Origin of the sequence: Pseudomonas sp. FBF18, assembly GCF_024261405.1 — a bacterium.
Lineage (GTDB): Bacteria > Pseudomonadota > Gammaproteobacteria > Pseudomonadales > Pseudomonadaceae > Aquipseudomonas > Aquipseudomonas palmensis.
On the sequence record NZ_QKRS01000008.1, the window covers coordinates 124704 to 146759 of the forward strand.

General features: G+C 64.2%; 18 protein-coding genes. 11 read left to right on the forward strand and 7 right to left on the reverse strand.

The window, feature by feature from the left end; translation table 11 throughout:
- The first annotated feature begins 51 nt into the window (after window positions 1-51).
- Window positions 52-2925 (forward strand): aminomethyl-transferring glycine dehydrogenase, encoded by a 2874-nt coding sequence (gene gcvP, locus DN387_RS14640; RefSeq protein WP_054915506.1) that lies wholly within the window; start codon window positions 52-54, stop codon window positions 2923-2925.
- A gap of 62 nt (window positions 2926-2987) precedes the next feature.
- On the opposite strand, the gene DN387_RS14645 is transcribed toward gcvP, so the two are convergent.
- From DN387_RS14645 to DN387_RS14665, 5 genes are all read right to left on the reverse strand, one after another.
- Window positions 2988-3302, reverse strand: a complete 315-nt coding sequence (locus DN387_RS14645) for a DUF2388 domain-containing protein (protein WP_043863414.1) — start codon at window positions 3300-3302, stop codon at window positions 2988-2990.
- Between the two features lie 71 nt (window positions 3303-3373).
- Window positions 3374-3823: an NfeD family protein gene (locus DN387_RS14650; protein WP_054915507.1), complete on the reverse strand. Its 450-nt coding sequence runs from the start codon at window positions 3821-3823 to the stop codon at window positions 3374-3376.
- A gap of 2 nt (window positions 3824-3825) precedes the next feature.
- The gene (locus tag DN387_RS14655; RefSeq protein ID WP_043863416.1) at window positions 3826-4746 is read right to left on the reverse strand and encodes an SPFH domain-containing protein; all 921 of its coding nucleotides are present in this window, start codon (window positions 4744-4746) and stop codon (window positions 3826-3828) included.
- Window positions 4747-4829: 83 nt separating this feature from the next.
- Complete coding sequence (locus DN387_RS14660; RefSeq protein ID WP_054915508.1) at window positions 4830-6572, reverse strand: GspE/PulE family protein; 1743 nt, start codon at window positions 6570-6572, stop codon at window positions 4830-4832.
- A gap of 89 nt (window positions 6573-6661) precedes the next feature.
- Window positions 6662-7003, reverse strand: a complete 342-nt coding sequence (locus DN387_RS14665; protein ID WP_054915509.1) for a hypothetical protein — start codon at window positions 7001-7003, stop codon at window positions 6662-6664.
- Window positions 7004-7129: 126 nt separating this feature from the next.
- On the opposite strand from DN387_RS14665, the gene DN387_RS14670 reads away from it, so the two are divergent.
- Window positions 7130-7594, forward strand: coding sequence for an Lrp/AsnC family transcriptional regulator (locus DN387_RS14670; protein WP_043863419.1), 465 nt, complete (start codon window positions 7130-7132; stop codon window positions 7592-7594).
- 3 nt (window positions 7595-7597) lie between these two features.
- On the opposite strand, the gene DN387_RS14675 is transcribed toward DN387_RS14670, so the two are convergent.
- Entirely contained in the window at window positions 7598-8965 is a 1368-nt protein-coding gene (locus DN387_RS14675) for an inorganic triphosphatase (RefSeq protein WP_054915510.1), read from the reverse strand.
- Between the two features lie 120 nt (window positions 8966-9085).
- Here DN387_RS14675 and argE point away from each other — a divergent pair, with 120 nt between their 5' ends.
- Together argE and argA are read left to right on the forward strand one after the other, a co-directional pair.
- On the forward strand, window positions 9086-10243 hold the full coding sequence (gene argE / locus DN387_RS14680; RefSeq protein ID WP_043863421.1) for an acetylornithine deacetylase: 1158 nt from the start codon (window positions 9086-9088) through the stop codon (window positions 10241-10243).
- Between the two features lie 123 nt (window positions 10244-10366).
- Window positions 10367-11665, forward strand: a complete 1299-nt coding sequence (argA, locus tag DN387_RS14685) for an amino-acid N-acetyltransferase (RefSeq protein WP_043863422.1) — start codon at window positions 10367-10369, stop codon at window positions 11663-11665.
- Window positions 11666-11740: 75 nt separating this feature from the next.
- Here argA and DN387_RS14690 read toward each other — a convergent pair whose 3' ends face one another.
- A complete protein-coding gene (locus DN387_RS14690; protein ID WP_043863423.1) occupies window positions 11741-13117 on the reverse strand; it encodes a glutamine synthetase family protein in 1377 nt (458 codons plus the stop codon).
- Window positions 13118-13720: 603 nt separating this feature from the next.
- On the opposite strand from DN387_RS14690, the gene DN387_RS14695 reads away from it, so the two are divergent.
- From DN387_RS14695 to DN387_RS14725, 7 genes are all read left to right on the forward strand, one after another.
- Complete coding sequence (locus tag DN387_RS14695) at window positions 13721-15079, forward strand: glutamine synthetase family protein (protein WP_043863424.1); 1359 nt, start codon at window positions 13721-13723, stop codon at window positions 15077-15079.
- A 48-nt stretch (window positions 15080-15127) separates the two neighbouring features.
- Window positions 15128-16486 (forward strand): aspartate aminotransferase family protein, encoded by a 1359-nt coding sequence (locus DN387_RS14700; RefSeq protein ID WP_043863425.1) that lies wholly within the window; start codon window positions 15128-15130, stop codon window positions 16484-16486.
- A 169-nt stretch (window positions 16487-16655) separates the two neighbouring features.
- A complete protein-coding gene (locus tag DN387_RS14705) occupies window positions 16656-17753 on the forward strand; it encodes a polyamine ABC transporter substrate-binding protein (protein WP_054915511.1) in 1098 nt (365 codons plus the stop codon).
- Window positions 17754-17917: 164 nt separating this feature from the next.
- Window positions 17918-19012, forward strand: coding sequence for a polyamine ABC transporter substrate-binding protein (locus tag DN387_RS14710; RefSeq protein ID WP_054915512.1), 1095 nt, complete (start codon window positions 17918-17920; stop codon window positions 19010-19012).
- 58 nt (window positions 19013-19070) lie between these two features.
- Window positions 19071-20213, forward strand: coding sequence for an ABC transporter ATP-binding protein (potA, locus tag DN387_RS14715; RefSeq protein ID WP_043863428.1), 1143 nt, complete (start codon window positions 19071-19073; stop codon window positions 20211-20213).
- 35 nt (window positions 20214-20248) lie between these two features.
- Window positions 20249-21130: an ABC transporter permease subunit gene (locus tag DN387_RS14720; protein WP_173925095.1), complete on the forward strand. Its 882-nt coding sequence runs from the start codon at window positions 20249-20251 to the stop codon at window positions 21128-21130.
- On the forward strand, window positions 21127-22020 hold the full coding sequence (locus DN387_RS14725; protein WP_043863430.1) for an ABC transporter permease subunit: 894 nt from the start codon (window positions 21127-21129) through the stop codon (window positions 22018-22020). Before DN387_RS14720 ends, DN387_RS14725 begins: the two co-directional genes overlap by 4 nt.
- Window positions 22021-22056: the final 36 nt, after the last annotated feature.

Sequence of the window (22056 nt, forward strand, 5' to 3'; positions counted from 1 at the left end):
ACTCAATAAGCCTCGACCCCTCGAGGCTTGGTCTTGGAAGAGAGAGCCGCTATGTCCCAGTCGCCGTCCCTGAGCCAACTGCACGATCCCAACCCGTTCCTGCGTCGTCATCTTGGCCCGGATGCGGCCGAGCAGCAGGCAATGTTGCAGGCCCTGGGCCTGAGCAGTCGCAGTGAACTGATCGAGCAGACCGTCCCGCCGGGCATTCGCCTGAACCGCCCGCTGGAACTGCCCCCGGCGCTTGATGAACAGGCCGCCCTGGCAAAACTGCGCGGTTACGCCGAGCAGAACCAGGTGTGGACCAGCCTGATCGGCATGGGGTACCACGCTACCCTGACGCCCACGGTGATCCTGCGCAACGTGCTGGAGAACCCCGGCTGGTACACCGCCTATACGCCGTATCAGCCGGAGATCGCCCAGGGTCGCCTGGAGGCGCTGCTCAATTACCAGCAGATGGTCATCGACCTGACCGGGCTGGACCTGGCCAATGCCTCGCTGCTCGACGAAGCGACGGCCGCTGCCGAAGCCATGGCTCTGGCACGGCGCATGGCCAAGTCGCGCAGCAATGCGTTCTTCGTCGATGAACATTGCCACCCGCAGACCCTGTCCGTATTGCAGACCCGCGCCGAGGGCTTCGGCTTCGAGCTGATCGTCGATGGGCTGGACAACCTGGACAAGCACCGGGTGTTCGGCGCGCTGCTGCAATACCCCAACACCCACGGCGGGGTGCACGACCTGCGCCCGGCCATCGAGCAGCTGCATGCCCAGCAGGCGCTGGCCTGCGTCGCCGCCGACCTGCTGAGCCTGGTGCTGTTGACCCCGCCGGGCGAGCAGGGCGCCGACGTGGTGCTCGGCTCGACCCAGCGCTTTGGCGTGCCCATGGGCTACGGGGGCCCGCACGCGGCCTACTTTGCCTGCCGCGACGACTTCAAGCGCGCCATGCCAGGGCGCATCATCGGCGTTTCCAAGGACGCGCGCGGCAACCTGGCGCTGCGCATGGCCCTGCAGACCCGCGAACAGCACATCCGCCGCGAGAAGGCCAACTCCAACATCTGCACCGCGCAGGTGCTGCTGGCCAACATCGCCGGGTTCTATGCCGTGTACCACGGGCCCGAAGGGCTCAGGCGCATCGCCCAGCGGGTGCACCGGCTCACGGTGATCCTGGCTGCCGGCCTGCAAGCCAAGGGGCTCAAGCGCTTGAACGAGCACTTCTTCGACACCCTGACCCTGGACGTCGGCGGCAGCCAGACCGCGATCATCCAGAGCGCCGAGGCCGCGCAGATCAACCTGCGCATCCTGGGCCGCGGGCACCTGGGCGTAAGCCTGGATGAAACCTGCGACGAGGCCACGGTGCTGCGCCTGTTCGGCATCTTTCTGGGCGCCGACCATGGGCTGAGCGTGGCCGAGCTGGATGCCCAGGCGCAGCACAGCGGCATCCCCGACGCCTTGCAGCGCCAGTCGGCGTTTCTGACGCACCCGGTGTTCAACCTGCACCACAGCGAAACCGAGATGCTGCGTTACCTCAAGCAGCTGGAGAACAAGGACCTGGCCCTCAACCAGTCGATGATCCCGCTGGGCTCGTGCACCATGAAGCTCAACGCCAGCAGCGAGATGATCCCCATCACCTGGCCGGCCTTCGCCAACCTGCACCCGTTCGCGCCGCTCACCCAGGCCCAGGGCTATACCGCGATGATCGACGAGCTGGAGCGCTGGCTGTGCGCGATCACCGGTTTCGATGCCATCTGCATGCAACCCAACTCCGGTGCCCAGGGTGAATACGCGGGGCTGCTGGCGATCAGCAAGTACCACCGCAGCCGCCAGCAAGGTCAGCGCGACATCTGCCTGATCCCGGCCTCGGCGCACGGCACCAACCCGGCGTCTGCGCAGATGGCCGGGATGCAGGTGGTGATCGTGGAATGCGATGTGGCGGGCAACGTCGACCTGGCCGACCTCAAGGCCAAGGCCCAGGCGGCAGGTGAGCGCCTGGCCTGCCTGATGGCCACCTACCCGTCGACCCACGGCGTGTACGAGGAAGGCATCAGTGAGATCTGCGAAGTTATCCACAGCCACGGTGGCCAGGTGTACATGGATGGCGCCAACCTCAATGCCCAGGTCGGGTTGGCGCGGCCGGCGGACATCGGTGCCGATGTATCGCACATGAACCTGCACAAGACCTTCTGCATTCCCCATGGCGGTGGCGGGCCGGGCATGGGTCCGATCGGCGTGCGTGCACACCTGGCACCGTTCGTGGCCAGCCATCCGGTGGTGCCGGTGCCCGGGCCCGACCCGCAGAACACTGCGGTCAGTGCGGCGCCCTGGGGCAGTGCGAGCATCCTGCCGATCAGCTGGATGTACATCGCCATGATGGGGCCGCAACTGGCCGATGCCAGCGAGGTGGCGATCCTGTCGGCCAACTATCTGGCCCAGCAGTTGGGCGGGGCGTTCCCGGTGCTGTACCGCGGGCGCAATGGGCGGGTGGCGCATGAGTGCATCCTCGACCTGCGGCCCTTGAAGGCGCTGACCGCCATCACCGAAGAGGATGTAGCCAAGCGCCTGATGGACTACGGGTTCCATGCGCCGACCATGTCGTTCCCGGTGCCGGGCACCTTGATGGTGGAGCCGACCGAGAGCGAGTCCAAGGCCGAGCTGGACCGCTTCGTGGAGGCGATGCTGAAGATTCGGGCCGAGATTGCAGAGGTGCAGAACGGCAACTGGCCAGCCGAGGACAACCCGCTCAAGCGGGCGCCGCATACCTTGGCGGATGTGCTGGGGGTGTGGGAACGACCTTACTCGATCGAGCAGGGTGTTGCGCCGAGCCACCATGCGCGGCTGCACAAGTACTGGCCGGCGGTGAACCGGGTGGACAACGTGTACGGGGACCGCAACCTGTTCTGTGCGTGTGTGCCGGTGGAGGATTATCGCTGAGGCCAGGGCCTCGTGGCCGACAAGGCTGGCTCCTGTAGGAGCCGGCATTGCCGGCGAGGTGATTACTCGGTCACGGCATTCTGCGCCAGGATCGCATTGGCCAGCTCCATGTCGCTGACCTGCAGCCCTGGCTGCTCGGCACGCACACGCTGCATGGCAGCCTCAAGATACGGCCCGCTGATCTGGCCGTTGCTGGCCACATAGCTGCTGGCATCTTCCTGCGCCGCCACCACCAGCTTGTGGTCCTTGAAGGTCAGGTAGGTGGAGCCGGTGGTGGCACCGGACGAAATCACATCACGCCAGAAGCCATCAGCCATCGCCGAGCCAACCGGCAGCGACAACAAGGCAAGGGTGGCAACCGCAAGTTTGACGCGCATGGGGCTTACTCCAGTGTGGGGGCTATTATGGTGCGTTGGATCGTGATTTCCCCAGGCAAGTTCCCCAGGGCCTACGGTGCGGGGCCAACCTGCAGTATCGCGCCGTCCTGCGACAGCACTTGCACCGGGGTGCCCACCGGCAGGTCCGGCCCGCGGACCATCCACACCCCGTCGCCGACCTTGATCTTGCCGCGACCGCCCACGATGGCCTCCTGCACCACGAAGGTCCGGCCGATCAGTTCCTGGCCGCGCATGTTCAGCCCCGGCGCATCGCTGGGGCTGGCATTGCTGCGCTGACGGTGCCACCAGAACACTGCGGTGAATACCGACAGCAGGCCGAACAGCAGGAACTGCAAGGTCCACGGCAGCTGCGGGACGACGAAGGTAATCACGCCCACGCCCGCCGCCGCCACCCCGATCCACAGCAGGTAGCCGCCGGCGCCGAACACCTCCAGGATCAGCAGCAGCGTACCGAGCGCCAGCCAGTCCCAGAACGACAGGTGTTGCAGGTAGTCCCACATGCTCAGCCCTTCTTGCCGTCGAAGGTGGCCCGCACGATCTCGCCGATGCCGCCGACGGCGCCGATCACCTGGCTGGCTTCCAGTGGCATCAGCACCACCTTGCTGTTGTTGGCCGAGGCCAGCTTGCCCAGCGCGTCGACGTATTTCTGCGCCACGAAGTAGTTGATGGCCTGCACGTTGCCGTTGGCGATGGCCTCGGACACCACCTGGGTGGCGCGGGCTTCGGCTTCGGCCTGGCGCTCGCGGGCCTCCGATTCCAGGAAGGCCGCCTGACGCTCACCCTCGGCCTCGAGGATCTGCGCCTGTTTCTTGCCTTCGGCGGTGAGGATGGCAGCCGCCCTCAGGCCCTCGGCTTCGAGGATCTGCGCACGCTTGACCCGCTCGGCCTTCATCTGCCCGGACATGGCGGCCATCAGGTCGGCCGGCGGGCTGATGTCCTTGATCTCGATACGGGTGATCTTGATGCCCCACGGTGCGGTGGCTTCATCCACGGTGCGCAGCAGGCGCTCGTTGATGGCGTCGCGCTGGCTGAGCATGGCGTCCAGTTCCATGGAGCCGAGCACGGTACGGATGTTGGTCTGCAGCAGGTTGCGGGTGGCGTGCTCGAGGTTGTTGACCTCGTAGGCGGCCTGCGCCGTGTTGACCACCTGGAAGAAGCACACCGCATCGATCTGCACGGTGGCGTTGTCGGCGGTGATGACTTCCTGCGGCGGGATGTCCAGCACGCTTTCCATCATGTTGATCTTGCGCCCGATGCGGTCCATCACCGGCACGATGATGTTGAGGCCCGGCTTGAGGGTGGTGGTGTAGCGGCCAAAGCGTTCCACGGTCCACTGGAAACCCTGCGGCACCACCTTGAACCCCATGAACACCAGCGCCAGGGCCAGGCCCACGAACAACAGCATTACCATTCCGATTTGCATGACGTTTCCTTGGTCAGCAGGACTGAAAGTGCGCAAGCTTGGCATGTGGTCAGCTGTGCAGGCCAGCGCCGGATCATTTCATTTCATGCAGTAACGCGAATCACTTCTGTCAGTGTAGTCAGCCCTGCGGCGACTTTTTGCGCGCCGCTGGTGCGCAGGCTGCCCAGCCCCTCGGCCCGGGCCTGGCGGCGCAGGTTTGCCAGGTCGACGTCGCCCGACAGCTGCTCGCGCAGGCGTGGGCTCACAGGCAGCAGCTCGAACAGGCCGGTGCGGCCCCGGTAGCCGGTGTACCGGCAATCGCGGCAGCCTTCAGCCTGGCAGGTAGCGGTGGGCAGCGGCGCCTGCGGGTCGAGTTCGCGCCAGTGCGCCATGTCGAGCGGCTGCGCCACCTTGCACGCCGGGCACAGCGTGCGCACCAGGCGCTGGGCCAGCACGCCGACCAGCGTGGCACGGATCAGGTACGGCGCGATGCCCAGTTCCAGCAGGCGCCCGACGGCGCCGCAGGCATCGTTGGTGTGCAGGGTCGAGAGCACCAGGTGGCCGGTGAGCGCGGCCTGGATCGCCACCTGCGCGGTGTCGGCATCGCGGATCTCGCCGATCATGATGATGTCCGGGTCCTGGCGCAGCAGCGCACGCACACCGTTGGCAAAGCCCAGGTCGATGCCGGGCTGCACCTGCATCTGGTTGAAGGCCGGCTCGAGCTGTTCGATCGGGTCTTCGAGGGTGCACAGGTTGACCTGTGGCGTGGCCAGTTGCTTGAGGGTGGCGTACAGGGTGCTGGTCTTGCCCGAGCCGGTCGGCCCGGTCACCAGGATGATGCCGTGGGGCTGGCGCAGCATCGCCTGCCAGTGCTGCAGCGCCTCGCCGTCCAGGCCCAGCTGGGTGAAGTCCTGGTGCAGCAGGTGCGGGTCGAAGATACGCAGTACCAGTTTCTCGCCGAACGCGGTGGGCAGGGTGGCCAGGCGCAGCTCGACCTCGGCGCCGGCGGCCGAGCGGGCCTTGATGCGGCCATCCTGCGGGCGGCGCTTTTCCGCGACGTTCATGCGCCCCAGGCTCTTGAGCCGGCTGACCACCGCCAGGGTCACTGCCGGCGGGAACTGGTAGGCCGGGTGCAGCAGGCCGTCGATGCGCAGGCGCAGGTGGCCCTGGTCGCGGCGCGGCTCGATGTGGATATCGCTGGCGCGCTGCTCGAAGGCGTACTGCAACAGCCAGTCGACGATGCCGACGATGTGCGTCTCGTTGGCATCGACGTCGCCTGCGCTGTTGCCCAGGTCGAGCAGTGCCTCGAGGCTGGCGCCTTCGGGCCCGGGCACGGCCTGCTGGCTGGCACCACTGACCGAGTGGGCCAGGCGAAACACCGCCTGGCTCAGCTCACGGATCTGCACCGGGCTGGCCAGCACCCGCTGCACCCTGCGTTGCAGCACCTGCCCAAGGTCGCGCTCCCAGCTGCGTACGTAGGGCTGGGCGCTGGCGACGGTCACCGTGTGGGCATCCACCGCGATGGCCAGAATCTGGTGACGCCGCGCGAATGCGGCCGACATCAGCCCGCCGAGGCTGGCTGCCTGCAGTGCCAGGGGGTCGATGCGCACATGGCGCTGGCCGGCCTGGCGGCCCAGCCATTCGCCCAGGGCATCGAGGTCCAGGGTATGGCCGGGGCGTTGCAGGTCGTTCAGGCCGCGTCGGGCGATGCGCTCCAGCGGATGTGTGGGTTCATTGGCAGCCTGCGGCCAGGGGCGGGCACAGGCGGGGCTGATGCGTTGCTGGGCGAGCAGTTCGGCGAGCAGGGTGTCGAGGTCGAGCCAGCGATCGGGCGGCGTGGCAGGCATGGGGCTTCCTTGCGAAGGTCGGGCGGCCAGCCAAGGCTAGCTGCCAGCGGCCCACAGGGCCTGTCGCAAGGGTTGCCGGATTTTTCTGTTCAGCGTACGTGCTGCAACGGCATGCGCGAGGCCGCCAGGGGTTCGACGCTGACCTGGGCGACACAGATCAGGTTGCGCATTTTCTGTGCAATCAGTTCGGCGCGGTGCCAGCTCAGGCCGGCTACGCCGATCTCCAGGTTCAACAGGTCGTCCTGCTGCCGCATCTGTACCTGGTGCGGGGTGAGGAACTGCAGGGCGAACAGGTTGAGCACGCGGCACAGGCTGTCCGGCTCGGCTTCCACCTGCAGGCTGTAGCGCACGCTGCTGTGCGCAGCATTGGCGGCCCAGACATCGCTGCGCAGCGGGGTGACGGGGCTGTCCAGCCGTTCGTGGGCGCTCATGGGAAATCTCCGGTTTCGATGGAGGAATTTTTACATCTTCAACCGGGTATTTTTTCTCTATGATCGAGCGATCTGCGCAATCTGCGCATTGTTTGATTCATTAATGGCGCCTTGAGGGGATAAAACATGCAAAGCCAACTGGACGCCTACGACCGACGTATCCTGGCTCTGCTGCAGGAGGATGCGTCGCTGTCCAGCGCACAGATTGCCGAACGGGTCGGCCTGTCGCAGTCGCCGTGCTGGCGGCGGATCCAGCGGCTCAAGGAAGAAGGGGTGATTCGCGGGCAGGTGACCCTGCTCGATCGCAAGAAGATCGGCCTGAACACGCAGATTTTCGCCGAGGTCAAACTCAACGCCCACGGGCGGACCAACTTCGCCGAATTCACCGAGGCGATCCGCGAGTTTCCCGAGGTGCTGGAATGCTATGTGCTGATGGGCGCAGTGGACTTCCTGCTGCGCATCGTCACCCCGGACATCGAAGCCTACGAACGGTTCTTCTTCGAAAAGCTGTCGATGGTGCCGGGGATCCAGGAGGTCAACTCGATCGTGGCCTTGTCCGAAATCAAGTCCACGACCAGCTTGCCGGTGTAGCCGTCACTTGCGCAGCAGGTGCTTCCAGCCGCGGCTCTGGAACACCGCCATGGCCTGATGCACACGGGCTTCGAGCACGTCGTCGCTGATTGGCAGGCTGGCCAGTTCGTGCAGCTTGTTCAGCTCGCCGAACAGGCGGTCCAGGTCGGGGCTTTCCAGCACCTGGCGGGCATGGTGCAGCCAGGCCAGCAGGCGCTCGATGCGCGGCAGCTGTTCGGCCAGGTCTTCAGGCTGGCGGTGGTACAGCGGCAGTTGCAGCGCGTTGGCTTCGTCCGACAGCAGCACCTTGAGCCAGTTGCCCAGTTGCGCAGCGCCCTGGCGGTCACCACGCTTGTTGCGCTCGACGGTCCAGCCACGGGCCAGCAGCCAGCGCGAGGTGTCCAGCGAGAACTGGCCCCAGCGGGTGTCGAGCAGTTCTTCGGCGAACTGCTCGGGCGCCGCGCGGCGCACGTCTTCGTCGTCGTTGCCGGCCAGCACCAGCGGGCGCCAGTCCTCGAGCAGGGCGTCGAGGCTGGCACGCAGGGCGCTGGTGGTCGGGCGCGGCGCGGCCTGGCCCAGGCTGCCGAGCAGGGCGCGCAGTTCGGCCAGGCTCTGGACCCAGTCCTGCAGCAGGCGCCAGTGTCCGTTGAACAGGTACTGCTCGGCCAGGCGCTGGCTGCTGCCCAGCAGATGCCAGGCCAGTGCCGCGAAGGCATCGTCCAGCGGCATCTCGGCGTTCAGTTCAGCAGGCGGCAGGCTCACGGCGAAGCTCGAGGGGTCGAGCAGGCGGTAGCCGCGTTCGGCCTTGCTGATGTCGCACGGCATCAGCGGCAGGCTGGCGGCCAGCTCGGCGGCCAGCTCCAGCAGTGCGGCCGGATCGCCTTCACGCAGTTCCAGCTCCAGCTCGCAGATGGCTTCCTTCTGCTTGCCGGCCACTACATGGCCCAGGTCCAGCGCAGCCTCGATGACCACCTTGGCCTTGCCACGGCCCCAGGCGATTTCGGCGTATTCGCGGGTGAAGTCGGTGCTGAACAGCGGCTTGATGGTTTTCTTGTCCAGGTCGGCCAGCTCGGCCGGCCATACCTGCTCGTCGAGCTTCTTGAGGTCGAGCTTGGCCTTGGGCAGCTGCCATTCGTGCTCGTTGCGTACCGACAGCCCGGCGGTGCTGTGGCCACGGGCCTTGAGGGTCTGGATCACCACGTCGCCGTCACGGCGCAGGCGCAGGGCCACCTTGGCTGCGGCCAGGTCGCGTTCTGGGGTATCGAAATATTGATTGAGCAGCTCGCGCTGCTGCCAGCCGGACTTGTTGCGCTTCTTCAGCAACGGGTGTTCGCGCAGGGCAGCGAGGGTCTCGCGGCTGACCCGCAGTTTGAGTTCGGTTTCTTTGTTCATTGCTGGCAGGCTCGATGACTGGGTGCGTCTTGGCCGTGCAGTGTACAGGAGTCGGCCGCTGACGGTTTATTCCAGGTGCCCGATAGCCCTATGATGGGCCTCGTACCGAGGAGAATGCGCATGCCTTTGCCGCCGCTCAAAGACCAGTTCGCCGCCCTGATCGCCACGCCGTCGGTCAGTTGCACCCAGCCGAGCCTGGACCAGTCCAACCGCGCGGTGATCGACCTGCTGGCCACCTGGCTGGGTGACCTGGGTTTTGCCTGCGAGCTGCAGGAGGTGACGCCGGGCAAGTTCAACCTGCTGGCCAGCTACGGCAGCGGCCCCGGCGGCCTGGTGCTGGCCGGGCACAGCGACACGGTGCCCTATGACCCGCAGCTGTGGCAGACCGATCCGCTCAAGCTGACCGAGGTTGACGGGCGCTGGGTGGGCCTTGGCAGTTGCGACATGAAGGGCTTCTTCGCCCTGGTGATCGAGGCGGTACGCCCGCTGCTCGAGCAGCCGTTCAGGCAGCCGCTGCTGATCCTGGCTACCTGCGACGAGGAAAGTTCGATGTCCGGCGCCCGCGCCCTGGCCGACGCCGGCCGCCCGCTGGGCCGTGCAGCGGTGATCGGCGAGCCGACCGGGCTGCGCCCGATCCGCCTGCACAAGGGGGTGATGATGGAGCGCATCGATATCCTCGGGCGCAGCGGTCATTCGTCCGACCCGAGCCTGGGCCACAGCGCCTCGGAGGCGATGCATGCGGTGATGGGCGAGCTGATGGGCCTGCGCCGGCAATGGCAGCAGCAGTACAGCAACGCCCAGTTCAGCGTGCCGCAGCCGACCATGAACTTCGGCTGCATCCACGGTGGCGACAACCCCAACCGTATCTGCGGGCAGTGCGCCCTGGAATTCGACCTGCGTCCGTTGCCGGGGATGGACCCGGAAGTGCTGCGTGCGGCGATCCGCAGCAAGCTGGCGCCGCTGGCCGAACAGCACCAGGTGAAGATCGACTACGCGCCGCTGTTTCCCGAGGTGCCGCCGTTCGAGCAGGCCGCCGACGCCGAACTGGTGCGCGTGGCCGAGCGTCTTACCGGGCATACGGCCGAGGCGGTGGCCTTTGGTACCGAGGCGCCTTATCTTCAACGTCTGGGCTGCGAAACCCTGGTGCTGGGCCCCGGCGACATCAGCTGTGCCCACCAGCCGGGCGAGTACCTCGAAATGTCACGCCTGGAGCCTACCGTGCGTCTATTGCGTGAGTTGATCGGGCATTATTGCCTCAACCCGGTAATTGCCCGCTGATTTCAACCGTTTTTACCCAAGGAGAATGCGCGTGACGCCAGACCTGTTGCGACGATAACCCTTCGAGCGCTGTGTGCTTTTCCGTTCTTGTCCTTTTTCCACAGGTTTCTACAGGCTCTGGTTATGCCCGAATACGTCAATTGGCTGCGTCATGCTTCGCCTTACATCAATGCCCACCGCGACTGCACCTTCGTGGTCATGCTGCCCGGTGACGGGGTCGAGCACCCCAACTTCGGCAATATCGTCCACGACCTGGTGCTGCTGCACAGCCTGGGCGTGCGCCTGGTGCTGGTGCACGGTTCGCGCCCGCAGATCGAAAGCCGCCTGGCCGCCCGCGGCCTTAGCGCGCACTACCATCACGGCCTGCGCATCACCGATGCGGCCACCCTGGAATGCGTGATCGACGCGGTCGGCCACCTGCGCATCGCCATCGAGGCGCGCCTGTCGATGGACATGGCCGCGTCGCCGATGCAGGGTTCGCGCCTGCGCGTGGCCGCCGGCAACCTGGTCACGGCGCGCCCCATCGGCGTGCTCGAAGGCGTCGATTATCACCACACCGGCGAAGTGCGCCGGGTCGATCGCAAGGGCATCAATCGCCTGCTCGACGAGCGCTCCATCGTGCTGCTGTCGCCGCTGGGCTATTCGCCCACCGGCGAGATCTTCAACCTGGCCTGCGAAGACGTCGCCACCCGTGCGGCCATCGAGCTGGGGGCCGACAAGCTGCTGCTGTTCGGCGCCGAGCGCGGGCTGATGGATGAGAGCGGCAGGCTGGTGCGTGAGCTGCGCCCGCAGCAGGTGCCGGCGCATCTGCAGCGCCTGGGGTCGGACTATCAGGGCGAGTTGCTGGACGCGGCCGCCGAAGCCTGCCGTGGCGGTGTGGCGCGCAGCCACATCGTCAGCTATGCCGAGGACGGTGCGCTGCTCACCGAGCTGTTCACCCGTGACGGTGGCGGCACGCTGGTGGCCCAGGAACAGTTCGAGAAGGTGCGCGAGGCGGCCATCGAGGATGTCGGCGGCCTGCTGGACCTGATCAGCCCGCTGGAAGAGCAGGGCATCCTGGTGCGGCGTTCGCGCGAGGTGCTGGAGCGCGAGATCGAGCAGTTCAGTGTGGTGGAGCGCGAGGGGATGATCATTGCCTGCGCGGCGCTGTACCCGATCGCCGATTCGGAGGCGGGCGAGTTGGCGTGCCTGGCGGTGAACCCGGAATACCGGCATGGCGGGCGTGGCGACGAGTTGCTGGAGCGCATCGAGACACGGGCGCGGGAGATGGGCTTGAAGACCTTGTTCGTGCTGACGACGCGCACGGCGCACTGGTTCCGCGAACGCGGCTTCGTGCCCAGCGAGGTGGAGCGGCTGCCTGCGGCGCGGGCTTCGCTGTACAACTACCAGCGCAATTCGAAGATCTTCGAGAAGGCGCTTTAAGGGCTTCGCCGGCAAGGCCGGCTCCTACACGGTCACATCGACCCTGTAGGAGCCGGCCTTGCCGGCGAATGGACCTTACACGGTGTGCAGGTACCAGTTGTACTCAAGGTCGGAGATGGAGTGTTCGAACTCCTCCAGCTCGCTTTCTTTGCAGGCCACGAAGATATCGATGTACTTCGGATCGATGTACTTGGCCATGATCTCGCTGTCGTCCAGCTCGCGCAGTGCATCACGCAGGTTGTTCGGCAGGCTCTGCTCGTTCTGCTCGTAGGAGTTGCCCACCATCGCCGGGCCCGGTTCGACCTTGTTGGTCAGACCGTGGTGCACGCCCGCCAGTACGGCTGCCATTAGCAGGTACGGGTTGGCGTCGGCACCGGCCACACGGTGCTCCAGGCGCACGGCGTCCGGCGTGCCGGTCGGTACGCGCAAGGCCACGGTACGGTTGTCCAGGCCCCAGGTCGGGGAGTTGGGCACGTAGAACTGGGCACCAAAACGGCGGTACGAGTTGACGTTCGGGCACAGGAACGCCATCGACGCCGGCAGGGTCTCGAGCACACCGCCGATCGCGTGACGCAATGCGGCGTTCTGCTCGGGATCCTCGCTGGTAAAGATGTTCTTGCCATCCTTGTCCAGCACCGAGATATGCACGTGCAGACCATTGCCCGCCTGGCCAGGGTACGGCTTGGCCATGAAGGTGGTGTCCATCTCATGGTCGTAGGCGATGTTCTTGATCAGACGCTTGAGCAGTACCGCGTAGTCGCAGGCCTTGATCGGGTCGGCCACGTGGTGCAGGTTCACTTCGAACTGCGCCGGGGCACTTTCCTTGACGATGGCATCAGCCGGGATGCCTTGTTCCTTGGCACCTTCCAGAATGTCCTGCAGACAGTCGACGTACTCGTCGAGGTCGTCGATCAGGTACACCTGGGTGGAGATCGGACGCTTGCCCGAGATCGGCGAGCGCGGCGGCTGTGGACGGCCGTTCACGTTCTCCTGGTCGATCAGGTAGAACTCCAGCTCGAACGCGGCGCAGATGGTCAGGCCCAGGTCGTCGAACTTGCTCACCACCTGGCGCAGCACTTCACGCGGGTCGGCGAAGAACGGCTCGCCCTCGAGCTCGTGCATGGTCATCAGCAGCTGCGCGGTAGGGCGCTTCTGCCAGGGCTCGTTGGAGAGGGTGCCGGGGATGGGATAGCAGATACGGTCGGCATCGCCGATGTCCAGGCCCAGGCCGGTGCTTTCGACGGTGGAACCGTTGATGTCCAGGGCGAAGAGGGAGGCCGGCAGGTTGATGCCTTTCTCGTAAACCTTGTGCAGGCTCGTGCGTTCGATGCGCTTGCCACGCACCACACCATTCATATCTGCAATCAGAAGGTCAACGTAGAGAACCTCAGGATGTTCCTTAAGGAACGCGTTCGCTTCGTTAAGCTGAACGGCACGCGGGGGTACCGACATGATGCAACACCTTTGTTGTTAAAAATATCAATCAATGGGGGCTTGCAGGTTCAGTCAACGCGAAAGCCCTGCTGAAGTCAAGCCAGCCCCATCATGCCCTAAAACGGCGCTGAAGCGGCATTTTTGCTGCAAATGAGGGCGTCGACAAGGCCTGCTTTGGTAGCGAGACAGCGACTTTGAGCGGGCCGTATTCTATTTTTTACAGGGGTGTTGTGTAAAAAAATGAACAAGGCTAAGCTCGGTTGCAACCCATAACAGCAATAATACCGGGGGTTACATGTCTCGCCAGCCGACAATCGGCGTCACCGGCCGCACCGCGCGGATCGGTCTGCACGCCCGCCGCACCCACGGCAGATACCGCGTGGCCGTGCGCCGCCACCTGGCCGCAATAATTGACGGCCTGGGCTGCATGCCCGGTATCGCACCCTCTTCTGTAATCGACTGCCACCACTATAGCCGGCCAGGCGGCCCAGCGGGTATTGCCCTGCGCGTTCGCCCCGTGGCAGGTGCTTTGCTTTAGCGTCGTGCGGCATCCAGAATGAGCAGGACGGCCCAGCCTGGGCGTCCTGACGTCAGTCCAGACATTTACCTCCTGAGGTATTTATGAGTAACAACCTCGACCAGCTCACCGATTGGTTGAAAGAGCACAAGATCACCGAAGTCGAGTGTCTGATCAGCGACCTCACCGGTATCACGCGCGGCAAGATCTCCCCCACCAACAAGTTCATTGCCGAAAAGGGCATGCGCCTGCCCGAAAGTGTGCTGTTGCAGACGGTGACCGGCGACTACGTCGACGATGACATCTATTACGAGCTGCTCGATCCGGCCGACATCGACATGATCTGTCGCCCCGACGAGAACGCGGTATTCCTGGTGCCATGGGCCATCGAGCCCACCGCGCAGGTGATCCACGACACCTACGACAAGCAGGGAAACCCGGTCGAGCTGTCGCCGCGCAACGTGCTCAAGAAGGTCTTGAAGCTCTACGCCGACAAAGGCTGGCAGCCGATCGTGGCGCCGGAGATGGAGTTCTACCTGACCAAGCGCTGCGAGGACCCGGACTTCCCGCTGCAGCCGCCCATCGGTCGCTCCGGTCGCCCCGAAACCGGTCGCCAGTCGTTCTCCATCGAGGCCGCCAACGAATTCGACCCGCTGTTCGAGGACGTCTACGACTGGTGCGAACTGCAGCACCTGGACCTGGACACGCTGATCCACGAGGACGGCACCGCGCAGATGGAAATCAACTTCCGTCACGGCAACGCGCTGTCACTGGCCGACCAGATCCTGGTGTTCAAGCGCACCATGCGCGAGGCCGCGCTCAAGCACAACGTCGCCGCCACCTTCATGGCCAAGCCCATGACCGGCGAGCCGGGCAGCGCGATGCACCTGCACCAGAGCATCATCGACGTGAACACCGGCAAGAACATCTTCTCCAACGAAGACGGCAGCATGAGCCAGCTGTTCCTGCACCACGTCGGTGGCCTGCAGAAGTTCATCCCGTCGGTGCTGCCGCTGTTTGCCCCCAACGTCAACTCGTTCCGCCGCTTCCTGCCCGACACCTCGGCGCCGGTGAACGTGGAGTGGGGCGAGGAGAACCGCACCGTGGGCCTGCGCGTGCCGGATGCCGGCCCGCAGAACCGGCGTGTGGAAAACCGCCTGCCCGGCGCCGACGCCAACCCTTACCTGGCGATTGCCGCCAGCCTGTTGTGCGGCTACATCGGCATGGTCGAAGGCATCAACCCCAGCGCGCCGGTCAAGGGTCGCGGTTACGAGCGGCGCAACCTGCGCCTGCCGCTGACCATCGAGGACGCCCTTGAACGCATGGAGAACTGCAGCGCGCTGGAGCCGTACCTGGGCAAGAAATTCATCGCAGGCTACGTCGCCACCAAACGCGCCGAGCATGAAAATTTCAAACGCGTGATCAGCTCCTGGGAACGCGAGTTCCTGCTGTTCGCGGTCTGATAAACCCCGGGGCCGCAGGAGCGCGGCCGTCAGTCATCGGAGAAGCACATGAGCGTCAAGAACCCGCAAACCCGCGAGTGGCAAGACCTGAGTCGTGATCATCACCTGGCGCCGTTCAGCGACTACAAGCAGCTGAAGGAAAAAGGCCCGCGGATCATCACCAAGGCCAAGGGCGTGCACCTGTGGGACAGCGAGGGCAACAAGATCCTCGACGGCATGGCCGGGCTGTGGTGCGTGGCCGTCGGCTACGGCCGTGAAGAACTGGCCGAGGCGGCAGCCAGCCAGATGCGCGAGCTGCCGTACTACAACCTGTTCTTCCAGACCGCCCACCCGCCGGCGCTGGAGCTGGCCCGGGCGATCACCGAGGTGGCCCCTGCGGGCATGAGCCATGTGTTCTTCACCGGCTCCGGCTCCGAAGGCAATGACACCAACCTGCGCATGGTCCGCCATTACTGGGCGCTCAAGGGCAAGCCGCAGAAGCAGGTGATCATCGGTCGGGTCAACGGCTATCACGGCTCCACCGTGGCCGGCGCTGCCCTGGGCGGCATGAGCGGCATGCACGAGCAGGGCGGTACGCTGCCGGGCATCGTGCATATTGCGCAGCCGTACTGGTTCGGCGAAGGCGGCGACATGACCCCGGACGCGTTCGGCGTATGGGCCGCCGAGCAACTGGAGAAGAAGATCCTCGAAGTCGGCGAAGACAACGTGGCCGCCTTTATCGCCGAGCCGATCCAAGGTGCTGGCGGGGTGATCATCCCACCAGAAACCTACTGGCCGAAGATCAAGGAAATCCTCGCCAAGTACGAAATCCTGTTCATTGCCGATGAGGTGATCTGCGGTTTCGGTCGTACCGGCCAGTGGTTCGGTACCGACTACTACGGCCTCAAGCCCGACCTGATGACCATCGCCAAGGGCCTGACTTCGGGCTACATCCCCATGGGCGGCGTGATCGTGCGTGACGAAGTGGCGGCCGTGCTCAGCGAAGGCGGCGACTTCAACCACGGCTTCACCTATAGCGGCCACCCGGTGGCGGCAGCGGTGGCCCTGGAAAACCTGCGGATCCTGCGCGACGAGAAAATCATCGAGCGCGTTCAGGCAGAAACGGCACCGTATTTGCAGAAACGTCTGCGTGAGCTGAACGATCATCCGCTGGTGGGCGAGGTCCGTGGCCTGGGCATGCTCGGCGCGATCGAGCTGGTCAAGGACAAGGCGACCCGCACCCGTTACGAGGGCAAGGGCGTGGGCATGATCTGCCGCCAGTTCTGCTTCGACAACGGGCTGATCATGCGCGCCGTGGGCGACACCATGATCATCGCGCCGCCGCTGGTCATCACCTGCGAGGAGATCGACGAGCTGGTGGAAAAGGCACGCAAATGCCTGGACCTGACGCTCGAAGCGTTGAAGTGAGCAGGTGCTAGGCTCAGCCTTGGGTTGAATGGCGATCTGCGGCGCACTCTGGTTGAAACCGCGCCGTGGATCTTGCCAGACTAGCGACTGTTTCAGTCGCCCAGCGCTTGCGCCGAACGAGTCGGTCGCTGAACAGATGGTTTCTATAAAAAATTCTGGAGCATTACGCATGAAGAAAATGGGCAAGACGCTGTTGGCCGCTACCCTCGCGGGGTTGATGGCCGGTGCTGTTCAGGCGGACGACAAGGTGCTGCACGTCTACAACTGGTCCGACTACATTGCGCCGGACACCATCGCCAAGTTCGAGAAACAGTCGGGCATCAAGGTGGTCTACGATGTGTTCGACAGCAACGAAACCCTGGAAGCCAAGCTGCTGGCCGGCAAGTCGGGCTACGACGTGGTGGTACCGTCCAACAACTTCCTGGCCAAGCAGATCAAGGCCGGTGTGTACCAGGAGCTGGACAAGTCCAAGCTGCCGAACTGGAAGAACCTCGACGAAGACCTGCTCAAGGCCGTGGGCGATGCCAGCGACCAGGGCAACAAGCATGCCTTCCCGTACATGTGGGGCAGCATCGGCATCGGCTACAACCCCGAGAAGGTCAAGGCCGCACTGGGCGTCGACAAGATCGACTCGTGGGACGTGGTGTTCAAGCCGGAAAACATCGCCAAGCTCAAGAGCTGCGGCGTGAGTTTCCTCGACGCACCGACCGAAATGATCCCGGCGGCCCTGCATTACCTGGGCAAGCCGACCAACAGCAAGGACAAGGCAGACCTGAAGGCCGCCGAAGACCTGTTCCTGAGCATTCGCCCATCGGTGGCGTACTTCCATTCCTCCAAGTACATCTCGGACCTGGCCAACGGCAACATCTGCGTGGCCGTGGGTTACTCGGGTGACCTGGAGCAGTCCAAGGCCCGTGCCTACGAAGCGGGCGACAAGGTCAAGCTGGCCTACAGCATTCCGAAAGAAGGCGCCGGCACCTTCTATGACATGGTCGCGATTCCCAAGGACGCCACCAATGTCGAAGCAGCCTACAAGTTCATGGACTTCCTGATGCAGCCGGAAGTCATGGCCGAGATCACCAACGCCGTGCGCTTCCCGAACGGCAACAAGGCAGCCACCGCTCTGGTGGACAAGGACATCTCCGGCGACCCGAGCATCTACCCGTCGGATGAAGTGAAGAAGCACCTGTACGCGATCAGCGACCTGGATGCAGGCACCCTGCGCCTGATCACCCGCAGCTGGACCAAGATCAAATCGGGCAAATAAATCCGGTTTTTCCCGTCAGGCACTGAAAAACAGTGCCTGAACGGGGCTCGAGGGCAAATTCTTTTTGCTCGATGGGTGTATCGAAGGTAAGTTGCGCGCCGGTTTGCCGGTACCGCAGGCGTATCTGCCAAACGACTCGGGCACTTTTGTAGAGGACCTCCCACTTGTCTACTTCACATTTTCGCAAGGCCGTCCTGGCCACAGCGAGCCTGACGCTGGCGATCAGTGTCCAGGCGGCGCCCACGGTGCATATCTACAACTGGTCGGACTACATCGGCCAGACCACCCTTGCGGACTTCGAAAAGGAGACCGGCATCAAGCCGGTGCAGGACGTCTTCGATTCCAACGAAACCCTGGAAGGCAAGCTGCTGGCCGGTCGCACCGGCTATGACGTGGTGGTGCCGTCCAACCATTTCCTCGGCAAGCAGATCAAGGCGGGCGCGTTCCAGAAGCTCGACAAGACGCTGCTGCCCAACTATTCCAATCTCGACCCGGCCCTGATGAAGCGCCTGGAGAAGAACGACCCGGGCAACCAGTACGCGGTCCCCTACCTGTGGGGCACCAATGGCATCGGCTACAACGTCGAGAAGGTCAAGGCCGCGCTGGGAATCGACACCATCGATTCATGGGCCGTGCTGTTCGAGCCGGAAAACATCAAGAAACTCTCCAAGTGCGGCGTGGCGTTCCTCGACTCGGCCGACGAGATGCTGCCGGCGGTGCTCAACTACATGGGCCGCGACCCCAACAGCACCAACCCCAAGGACTACGCCGACGCCGAGAAGAAGCTGCTGGCCATACGGCCCTACGTGACCTACTTCCACTCCTCCAAGTACATCTCGGACCTGGCCAACGGCGACATCTGCGTGGCCGCCGGCTTCTCCGGCGACGTGTTCCAGGCCAAGTCCCGCGCCGAAGAGGCGGGCAAGGGCGTGGAAATCGCCTACGCGATCCCCAAGGAAGGCGGCAACCTCTGGTTCGACATGCTGGCGATTCCCAAGGACGCCAAGAACGTCAAAGAGGCCCACGCCTTCATCAACTATCTGCTCAAGCCTGAGGTCATCGCCCAGGTCAGCGATTACGTCGGTTACGCCAACCCGAACCCCAAGGCTGGCGAACTCATGGACCAGAGCGTGCGAACCGACGCAGCGGTTTACCCACCGCAAGAGGTGCTGGACAAGCTGTACGTCAACTCAGAGTTACCCCCCAAAGTGCAACGTTTGATGACCCGAAGCTGGACCAAGATCAAGTCGGGCAAGTAACTATCCAGGGCCCGTCACGGCAGGGGCGGGCACCAAAATCTTGTTGGGAGTTTCACACATGGCAGTTGCCTCCGGTGCCTATAAGAAAGCCCTAGAAGGCGATCAGCAACCTAAACAGGTGCTGGTCAAGATCGACCGGGTTACAAAGAAGTTCGACGAAACCGTAGCGGTGGACGATGTGTCCCTGGAGATCAAGAAGGGCGAGATCTTCGCGCTGCTCGGTGGCTCCGGCTCGGGCAAGTCCACCTTGCTGCGCATGCTGGCAGGGTTCGAGCGCCCGACCGAAGGGCGGATCTTCCTCGATGGCGTGGACATCACCGATATGCCGCCCTACGAGCGGCCGATCAACATGATGTTCCAGTCCTACGCGCTGTTCCCGCACATGAGCGTGGCCGACAACATCGCCTTCGGCCTCAAGCAGGACCGCATGAGCAAGGACGAGATCGAGGCGCGGGTGGCCGAGATGCTCAAGCTGGTGCACATGACCCAGTACGCCAAGCGCAAGCCGCACCAGCTCTCCGGTGGCCAGCGTCAGCGTGTGGCCCTGGCCCGTTCGCTGGCCAAGCGGCCCAAGCTGCTGCTGCTCGACGAGCCGATGGGCGCGCTGGACAAGAAACTGCGTTCGCAGATGCAGCTGGAACTGGTGGAGATCATCGAGCGCGTGGGCGTGACCTGCGTGATGGTGACCCACGACCAGGAAGAGGCCATGACCATGGCCCAGCGCATCGCGATCATGCACCTGGGCTGGATTGCCCAGATCGGCAGCCCCATCGATATCTACGAAACCCCCACCAGCCGCCTGGTGTGCGAGTTCATCGGCAACGTCAACCTGTTCGAAGGCGAAGTGGTCGAGGACGCCGAGGGCCACGCGCTGATCGCCAGCCCCGAGCTCGAGCGCAAGATCTACGTGGGCCACGGTGTGACCACCTCGGTCGAAGACAAGCGCATCACCTATGCGCTGCGTCCGGAAAAACTGCTGGTGACCACCGAGCAGCCGAGCTTCGAGTTCAACTGGTCCCACGGCAAGGTGCACGACATCGCCTACCTGGGTGGCCATTCGGTGTTCTACGTGGAGCTGCCAGGCGGCAAGATCGTGCAGTCGTTCGTCGCCAACGCCGAGCGCCAGGGCACCCGGCCGACCTGGGATGACCAGGTCTACGTGTGGTGGGAAGACGACAGCGGCGTGGTCCTGCGGTCATGACAGCGCGCAAGCTCAAGCGAGCGTTTCAGCGATTGATACCCGAAGGGCGTCACCTGGTGATCGGGGTGCCGTTCCTGTGGCTGTTCCTGTTCTTCATGCTGCCGTTCTTCATCGTGCTGAAGATCAGCTTTGCCGAAGCCGACGTGGCGATCCCGCCGTACACCGAGATCTTCACCTACCTCGAAGACAAGGTTCAGCTGGTACTCAACCTGGCCAACTATGGCCTGTTGACCGAGGACGAACTGTACATCGCGGCCTACCTGGGCTCGTTGAAGATGGCCCTGATCAGCACGATCCTGTGCCTGGCGATCGGCTACCCGATGGCCTACGCCATCGCCAACGCGCGCAAGGAAATGCAGACCGTGTTGCTGCTGCTGATCATGATGCCGACCTGGACGGCGATCCTGATCCGCGTGTATGCGTGGATGGGCATCCTCAGCAACAACGGGCTGCTCAATGCCTTCCTGATGTGGCTGGGGCTGATCGATCAGCCGCTGCAGATCCTCAACACCAACCTGGCGGTGTATATCGGCGTGGTCTATTCGTACCTGCCGTTCATGATCCTGCCGCTCTACGCCAACCTGGTCAAACACGACCAGAGCCTGCTGGAAGCGGCGTCCGACCTGGGTTCGAGCACCTTCAACAGCTTCTGGAAAATCACCGTGCCGCTGTCCAAGAACGGCATCGTGGCCGGCTGCATGCTGGTGTTCATCCCGGTGGTGGGCGAGTTCGTGATCCCCGAGCTGCTGGGCGGCCCGGAAACCCTGATGATCGGCAAGGTGCTGTGGCAGGAATTCTTCAACAACCGTGACTGGCCGGTGGCTTCCGCCCTGGCGGTGGTGATGCTGGCAATCCTGATCGTGCCCATCCTGCTGTTCAACCGCAGCCAGGCCAAAGAGATGGAGGGCAGGGCATGAAGCGTTTCAGTTTCTCCAAACTGATGTTGGTGGTAGGCCTGCTGTTCATCTACCTGCCCATGCTGATCCTGGTGATCTACTCGTTCAACGCCTCCAAGCTGGTGACGGTGTGGGGGGGCTGGTCGGTGAAGTGGTACGTGGGCCTGCTCGACAACACCCAGCTGATGGGCTCGGTGATGCGCTCGCTGGAGATCGCCTGCTACACCGCGGTGGCCGCGGTGGCGCTGGGTACCCTGGCGGCGTTCGTACTGACCCGCGTGACCCGCTTCAAGGGGCGCACGCTGTTCGGTGGCCTGGTCACCGCACCGCTGGTAATGCCTGAGGTGATCACCGGTCTGTCGCTGTTGCTGCTGTTCGTGGCCATGGCGCAGATGATCGGCTGGCCGCAGGAGCGCGGCATCGTCACCATCTGGATCGCTCACACCACGTTCTGCGCCGCCTATGTGGCGGTGGTGGTGTCGGCCCGCCTGCGCGAGCTGGACCTGTCCATCGAAGAGGCGGCCATGGACCTGGGCGCGCGGCCGTGGAAGGTGTTCTTCCTGATCACCATCCCGATGATCGCGCCGTCGCTGGCGGCGGGCGGCATGATGTCGTTCGCACTGTCGCTGGACGACCTGGTGCTGGCCAGCTTCGTGTCCGGGCCGGGTTCGACCACCTTGCCGATGGAAGTGTTCTCGGCGGTGCGCTTGGGCGTGAAGCCGGAGATCAACGCGGTGGCCAGCCTGATCCTGCTCAGCGTGTCGCTGGTGACCTTCATGGTCTGGTACTTCAGCCGCCGTGCCGAAGAGCGCCGCAAGCGCGCGATCCAGCAAGCCATCGAAGAAAGCGCCGCGGATTCGTGGAAGCAGCCGGACGTGCGCCGCGCCACTGCGGCGCAGGTCTCGGCCTGATCTGAAAAAGCCATCACGGGTCACGCCCGCTCCCAC

Bases quoted from the DNA above. Each gene is read 5' to 3' on its own strand.
- gcvP (WP_054915506.1), top strand. From the start codon at position 52: ATGTCCCAGTCGCCGTCCCTGAGCCAACTGCACGATCCCAACCCGTTC.
- DN387_RS14645 (WP_043863414.1), bottom strand. From the start codon at position 3,302: ATGCGCGTCAAACTTGCGGTTGCCACCCTTGCCTTGTTGTCGCTGCCG.
- DN387_RS14650 (WP_054915507.1), bottom strand. From the start codon at position 3,823: ATGTGGGACTACCTGCAACACCTGTCGTTCTGGGACTGGCTGGCGCTC.
- DN387_RS14655 (WP_043863416.1), bottom strand. From the start codon at position 4,746: ATGCAAATCGGAATGGTAATGCTGTTGTTCGTGGGCCTGGCCCTGGCG.
- DN387_RS14660 (WP_054915508.1), bottom strand. From the start codon at position 6,572: ATGCCTGCCACGCCGCCCGATCGCTGGCTCGACCTCGACACCCTGCTC.
- DN387_RS14665 (WP_054915509.1), bottom strand. From the start codon at position 7,003: ATGAGCGCCCACGAACGGCTGGACAGCCCCGTCACCCCGCTGCGCAGC.
- DN387_RS14670 (WP_043863419.1), top strand. From the start codon at position 7,130: ATGCAAAGCCAACTGGACGCCTACGACCGACGTATCCTGGCTCTGCTG.
- DN387_RS14675 (WP_054915510.1), bottom strand. From the start codon at position 8,965: ATGAACAAAGAAACCGAACTCAAACTGCGGGTCAGCCGCGAGACCCTC.
- argE (WP_043863421.1), top strand. From the start codon at position 9,086: ATGCCTTTGCCGCCGCTCAAAGACCAGTTCGCCGCCCTGATCGCCACG.
- argA (WP_043863422.1), top strand. From the start codon at position 10,367: ATGCCCGAATACGTCAATTGGCTGCGTCATGCTTCGCCTTACATCAAT.
- DN387_RS14690 (WP_043863423.1), bottom strand. From the start codon at position 13,117: ATGTCGGTACCCCCGCGTGCCGTTCAGCTTAACGAAGCGAACGCGTTC.
- DN387_RS14695 (WP_043863424.1), top strand. From the start codon at position 13,721: ATGAGTAACAACCTCGACCAGCTCACCGATTGGTTGAAAGAGCACAAG.
- DN387_RS14700 (WP_043863425.1), top strand. From the start codon at position 15,128: ATGAGCGTCAAGAACCCGCAAACCCGCGAGTGGCAAGACCTGAGTCGT.
- DN387_RS14705 (WP_054915511.1), top strand. From the start codon at position 16,656: ATGAAGAAAATGGGCAAGACGCTGTTGGCCGCTACCCTCGCGGGGTTG.
- potA (WP_043863428.1), top strand. From the start codon at position 19,071: ATGGCAGTTGCCTCCGGTGCCTATAAGAAAGCCCTAGAAGGCGATCAG.
- DN387_RS14725 (WP_043863430.1), top strand. From the start codon at position 21,127: ATGAAGCGTTTCAGTTTCTCCAAACTGATGTTGGTGGTAGGCCTGCTG.